General features: G+C 36.0%; 11 protein-coding genes. All 11 read left to right on the top strand.

Going from position 1 to position 5,762, the window contains the following annotated elements:
• Positions 1-400 (top strand): hypothetical protein (locus XI25_RS33265; protein ID WP_160308882.1); only part of this gene is annotated, 400 nt, incomplete at its 5' end.
• 46 nt (positions 401-446) lie between these two features.
• Complete coding sequence (locus tag XI25_RS31885) at positions 447-641, top strand: DUF4085 family protein (RefSeq protein ID WP_152669072.1); 195 nt, start codon at positions 447-449, stop codon at positions 639-641.
• Between the two features lie 231 nt (positions 642-872).
• The gene (locus XI25_RS05530) at positions 873-1,190 is read left to right on the top strand and encodes a GNAT family N-acetyltransferase (protein WP_052759459.1); all 318 of its coding nucleotides are present in this window, start codon (positions 873-875) and stop codon (positions 1,188-1,190) included.
• A 243-nt stretch (positions 1,191-1,433) separates the two neighbouring features.
• Complete coding sequence (locus tag XI25_RS05525) at positions 1,434-1,622, top strand: hypothetical protein (protein ID WP_046677729.1); 189 nt, start codon at positions 1,434-1,436, stop codon at positions 1,620-1,622.
• Complete coding sequence (locus tag XI25_RS36725; RefSeq protein ID WP_082112222.1) at positions 1,594-1,962, top strand: 3'-5' exonuclease; 369 nt, start codon at positions 1,594-1,596, stop codon at positions 1,960-1,962. Before XI25_RS05525 ends, XI25_RS36725 begins: the two co-directional genes overlap by 29 nt.
• Before the next feature lie 192 nt (positions 1,963-2,154).
• Positions 2,155-3,558, top strand: a complete 1,404-nt coding sequence (locus XI25_RS05520) for a serine hydrolase domain-containing protein (RefSeq protein ID WP_235439678.1) — start codon at positions 2,155-2,157, stop codon at positions 3,556-3,558.
• A gap of 161 nt (positions 3,559-3,719) precedes the next feature.
• The gene (locus XI25_RS36720; protein WP_442950361.1) at positions 3,720-3,944 is read left to right on the top strand and encodes a DinB family protein; all 225 of its coding nucleotides are present in this window, start codon (positions 3,720-3,722) and stop codon (positions 3,942-3,944) included.
• 60 nt (positions 3,945-4,004) lie between these two features.
• On the top strand, positions 4,005-4,274 hold the full coding sequence (locus tag XI25_RS05515; RefSeq protein WP_046677728.1) for a hypothetical protein: 270 nt from the start codon (positions 4,005-4,007) through the stop codon (positions 4,272-4,274).
• Between the two features lie 151 nt (positions 4,275-4,425).
• Positions 4,426-4,950, top strand: a complete 525-nt coding sequence (locus tag XI25_RS05510; protein WP_046677727.1) for a hypothetical protein — start codon at positions 4,426-4,428, stop codon at positions 4,948-4,950.
• A 104-nt stretch (positions 4,951-5,054) separates the two neighbouring features.
• Positions 5,055-5,621: a DUF1572 family protein gene (locus XI25_RS05505; RefSeq protein WP_046677726.1), complete on the top strand. Its 567-nt coding sequence runs from the start codon at positions 5,055-5,057 to the stop codon at positions 5,619-5,621.
• A partial coding sequence (locus XI25_RS32810; RefSeq protein ID WP_046677731.1) for a transposase occupies positions 5,531-5,762 on the top strand: 232 nt, incomplete at its 3' end. The genes XI25_RS05505 and XI25_RS32810, both read left to right, overlap by 91 nt.

Below are 5,762 nucleotides of genomic sequence, written 5' to 3'. Positions count from 1 at the left end.
GGTCAAAAGACAAATTATGTTCATGGACGATGAAGCATGGTACTGCGAACCCAATATGGAATCTTTTTGTGAAAACGTCATGATTACTGCGGCGATCTTTGCCATCAGCCACATGAAGCATTCCGCCAAAGGTCGATTAAAGGGCGAGTTGGTTTCTTCGTTGCAAGCGAGAAAGCTTGCGGAACAACAATTTAGCAGTTCATTCCTGGCATTGGACACGTATTACCATCCGTTTTGCGCTCTTTTCTATAACGAACGGGAACGCAGACTAGGCTGGTTCCGTTCCAACGGCATGATGGCCGATATTTTGATCGGGACGCAAACGGCGAAAGAAATTGAGGATTTTGGGGAAATGCACGGGAATATCAAATTCAAATTTAATGAGGTTTCGCATCTATAATTTTCATTAAGTGAGTTAGATACATATGGATTAGTGGGAATATAGAATTGAAATATTCACTAAAGAACGGTATGAGGAAATGCAGATAGCAAGCTTTTTGATATTCCCTGAAACGGAAAAGGATTGGGAAGAAAATGTAAATTGGCATATATCTGAGGGGTTTTTCTTTGAAGAAAAGCTTCACGTTTTATTTAAGGCCATTAAGTTAACGATGACGATTGTTCTCCTATTAAGCGGATGACTAGGGATGATTTTCAAAATAAACATAACAAAGATAATGAATAATGAGAAACAAGTTGAGCTAAATAATCCGATTTCCGAAGAAGATTTAAGATGAAACTTAGCTATCGACTTTCATAAAACTTAATAAAGAATTGAAGACTTGAGAAATGAATTAAGTACGTACCAAGGAAATAGTATTTTTTGATAGCCAGTCGCTAAAAAAAGAACAACATTGAATAGGAGACTTGTTATGCATCCCGCAAGTGTTTCATTAAAACTTATTACTAAAGAAAACGAAGTAGAGTGTATTGCTCTTAGGCCGAGAGAAGACCAAGTAAAATTGGTTGCATCAAACTTGGATTCGCTTTTGCATGCAGTTAAGGAAGTTACATCTAAGCCATATGGAATATATGCGAATGATCTCATGGTTGGATTTATATTGTTTGATAATGAAATATATTCTGATGGGTACTACTGGATACTTAGGTTCATGATTGATGAAAAATATCAAGGGAAAGGTTATGGTAAATGTGCTATAAAGGAAGTCATTCATAAATTAAAAAAATAGAATGGATTGTAAACAAATAAGGGTATCTCATGTACCACACAACGTTGCAGCAAACAGATTATATAAGGAATGCGGATTTCAGGACACTGGAGAAGTCGAAGAAAATGGAGACATTATTTTAAGTTATAGTATGGAATGAAACTCGGAAAAGAAAATTCATAGATTCTCTCCTTTAACCATTCGCATTCGTAGATACAAGAAAGTTAGATGAAATCACAACCTATAAGAAAGAAGGGAGATTCAATGAAGTTGGAGTTTATCTCTGATACTCATTACGAAGTATCGGGTATTCAGATCAAGGATTATTCTCATAAAAGGTTTTGTATCTTTGATTTTGAGGCGACGGGAATCAATCATGATGAAGAATACATCACTCAAATAGGTGCCGTAATTTTCGAAAACAATTCTATTCTTTCTGAAAAAAACATTTAATACTTATATCAAACCTCCGAAGCCTATTCCGGAAGCCGTTGAAAAGTTTGTTGGCGTAACCAATTCCCAAATTGAAACTGCCCCGACTCTATCGGAGATTTATAGCGAATTTGTTGAATTTACCAAAGATACCATCCTGGTCACACATGCTGGTTACGAGTTTGATTTACCTTTATTGAAGAATGAATGCTCGAGGAACAACTTACCATACATCCATAACCCAGTTCTTGACACCAAGGCTTTGTTTACTTATTTGCATCCCGAAGTTAGTGAGATCATTTGGACGGATTATTTAATAGAGTATTATCAAATAAACGATAAGGATTTAAAAAAGGCATGATGCCCTGGGAGATAGTATGTTGATCGGGCGGATTTTTCAAAGATTATTAGGAGAGTTGCAAGAAAGGAATATGACAGATATTGAATTTGATGAGCCAATCAAAGTAATGAGATATCAAATTAAACCTTTAGCATAAGATTCTAAGGGGGAGTAATTTTAAAAACAAAACCTTATCGTGAGGAGTCATATCGGATGCAAGCCATACAATTGAAACTTGAAGCATATATTAACAAATATCTGGAATTATGGGACCTTTACGGCGTTATTCAGGTCATCAGAAAAGGCGAAGTGCTTTTTGAAAACGCATACGGCTATGCAAGTATCGAGTTCGGCATTAAGAATAATATCAATTCGTGCTTTTCACTTGCTTCCATCTCCAAACAATTTACGGCTTTTGCGATCATGCTCCTCTATGATCAGAATATGCTGGATATTGATAAACCTGCACAATTATACCTCCCTGCCGATATGAAGATTGATGAGTCGATCACGGTGCATCATTTATTATCGCATACTTCCGGTTTATATAATTTTTATAATTTTGAAAATGATTTTTTTGCCGGCTACAACAGAATGGATTATTCGCAAAACGATTTCTTTCAGCGGTATATCCATAAAAAGCCTGCAAAGCCACCGGGCACGTCATATGATTACAATAACTCAAACTATAATTTACTTGCTTGGGTGATTGAACATGTTTCAGGAGAGAAATATGAAGATTTCATTCGGAACAACATTTTTCTGCCTTTGAATATGTTTAACAGCGATGTGGATGACGGCTGTAAAATTATTAAAAACAGATCATGCAATTATGTAAAGGATTTTGACGCAAACATCAAACGTCCGTATTATAATGAGAAATTTAGCATCGGTGCAGGCGCCATCATTTCAAACTGCGATGATTTGTACAAATGGTATACCTGTTTGAGGGATCGGAAAATCCTGTCGAAGGAAGCGTATACAAGGTTTTTCAACGAGAACAAAAACAACTACTGCTATGGACTGGAACATCATCATGTTTACGGAACAGACAGATACTCCCATGGAGGAGATCACCTTGGCGTAAGCACTTATATGCAGGATTATTTCGATGAAGATATTTGCATCATCATTCTTTCAAATAATGAAGCTATCAACCAGTACAGACTGGGCAATGCAATCTCGGATATTCTGCATCATGTTGATGTGGATGTTCCGACAAAGCATGAAGAGATTTCCATCAACGAAAGCAAGCTTAAAGAGTATTGCGGAACATACTTGAAAGATAAAATCCAAGTAGAAATGATGAATGGCAAACTATATTTTACGAGATTCTCCGGCAATCTTCATATTGAAATCTATCCGGTAGGTGAAGGGAAATTTGCTCGCAGATATGCTGACCAGATTCATCCGTACAGTATAACTAAGAACGAAAACGGCAAAATGACGTTTTTCGGGTATGCCAAAAAAAAATTAAAGAAAGGGAGTTTTCCATGGAACTTCAGGAAATCAATCAAAAAATTATTAGAAACAAGAAACGAATTGCTAGAAATTATTAAAGGACTGAGTGGGGATCAATTGAACAAGCAAAAAAGACTCACGCCGTTGGAGTATTAGTCAGGTATGTCAACACCTATCTAAAACGGAAGAATTATATGTCGTAGCCATAAGGAGAGGATTAAAGAGCGAAGAAGATTCATTCTTAGAACATAAACCATTAGAATTCCTGCTTGATAGAAGTAAAAAGCTAGAAGCTCCTGACATTGCTAAACCAACGAATGATTTTTTTAGATTATGAAGAAATCATGGAGAAACTAAACAATTCAAGGCAGAAGTTATGTGAAACATTAGATGCATTAGAAGACCCATCCATATTGAGTAGAAGGCATTTTATACACCCGGTTTTTAAAGAGATGTTATTAATTGAATGGGTTAGATCGCTTTACTTACATGAACAAAGACATATTAAACAAATTAATGAAATTATCAATGGATTTAAGTAAGGCTTTTTTTATGCTAATCGAAGAGGGGAAATAAGTTGAAACAACAGGACAAAAAAAGAATTGGCGTTTCGAGTATTTCCAGAACCAAAGGGAACAATCTATTATTATTCTGATTTAATAGATAAAGAAAAAGTGGAACAGTTATTTGATTATTGTCAAATATTAGAAGCGAACATTTTCAAGGAAGGTTGGGAATTATTGATCACTTATCACGGTTTTAAAACATTGTTTGAGATCAATGAAAAGAGCGGTTGGTTTGATTGCGAAAACTTAGATGAATATAAATTATACGTAGAATCATACTTAGCCGATATTAGCAAGTCAAAATGATAGCAGCATATCATTAACTTACATATTTTAATTGAATTGAAGTATCGCATCGTGGCCGGTCCTGTCGGACCTTAAGCTGATGGGGGTTCCTGAATGCGGAACGTTATGTTATATTCATCGAATACCATTAAGGTCGTTTAAAGGCGGAATAATGAAAAGAATAATAACAATTTTAATTGGAGTAATTATACTTTCCAATGGCGTATGGAGTAATTTCTATTTCTATAACCAAGATGAACCAGAATATAACACAGGAGCCCAAGTATATATACTTAATGGATCAGGAGAACGGTGGGATGTTGAAGGGTACAAGATAATAATTTCACCCCGCAAGATTTTACGGGGACACGCAAAATTGGTTTACAAAGGGAACCCTAATGAGATTGATAAGAGCACATATTATAAGTATGAAATTAAGGAAAGAAACAATGATAAGAATGAAACTGTTTATTCATCCTCATCGAGTTCCAATGATGGCTCGGTTTCAATTTTGAGCAATCTAAATGACGTCGGCTCCATTACAGGTTCATATTCGTATGACGAGCTCAATAAAAATAAGCAAACTTATGAGAGTACCACAATGACAATTGCCTGGAAGGATAATAAAGGAAAAATGCATTCTGAAACCATTGATCTTGAAATTCATAGTGATATTTCCATTAATGATTACGAATGAAGTCATTAGAAAATGACAGGACCAATACAGAATGTCATGGAATCAGCTTGTAACACCTTGTTTAATGATGGAAAAAGTATTAATAATCTATTAGGGGTGGGACTATGGATTTAGCCAGTGAACTTATTGAAAGTATGCTAGTTTTAAATCAGAAAAAAAAATGGACTCTTCAAGCAATAGAACAATTATCCGAAGAGGATATAACGTGGACGCCTACCCCGGATAGCAACAGCATTGCAAACTTAGTGGCACATATAAGAGGTGCAGTTCATTCGCGTATTGAAACCATTTTGTTTCATATTCCCGATGTAAGAGATAGAGAGAAGGAGTTTGCACGAGGGCTGGAAATAAGCAAAGCACAAGCTTTAATAATGGTCAGGGAAGCTTTTGATATCATTATCCAGTATCTTGAATTCTTATATGCAAACCCAAAGATGTTGATGTCTCAACCATTTATAAATTTGCCTCCGCTTACATACAGCCAAGTAAATAATGAGACAACTGGATCGGCTACACTTAGTTGGACAGAAAAATTAGGGGCTAGTAGAATGAAAACATCACAATTGGGAGCGGATCTACTATGCCAAGAGAGAGACGTACATTTACAGCAGAATTCAAAAGACAAATGGTTCAGTTATATGAAAACGGGAAATCAAGAGCAGCTATTGTGAAAGAGTATGAGCTTAGCCCATCTGCGCTAGATCGCTGGATTAAACAAGCAAACACCTCAGGTTCCTTTACTGAAAAGGACAACCGAACGGCAGAAGAGAATGAACTTATTGCGCTTCGCAAAGAACTTAAGCAACTTCGAA

The sequence above is a fragment of the Paenibacillus sp. DMB20 genome, assembly GCF_000987955.1.
Taxonomy (GTDB): Bacteria; Bacillota; Bacilli; order Paenibacillales; family Paenibacillaceae; genus Paenibacillus_AQ.
The sequence above is the reverse complement of the archived record's forward strand: the minus strand, read 5'-3'. Positions and strand labels throughout refer to the sequence as shown.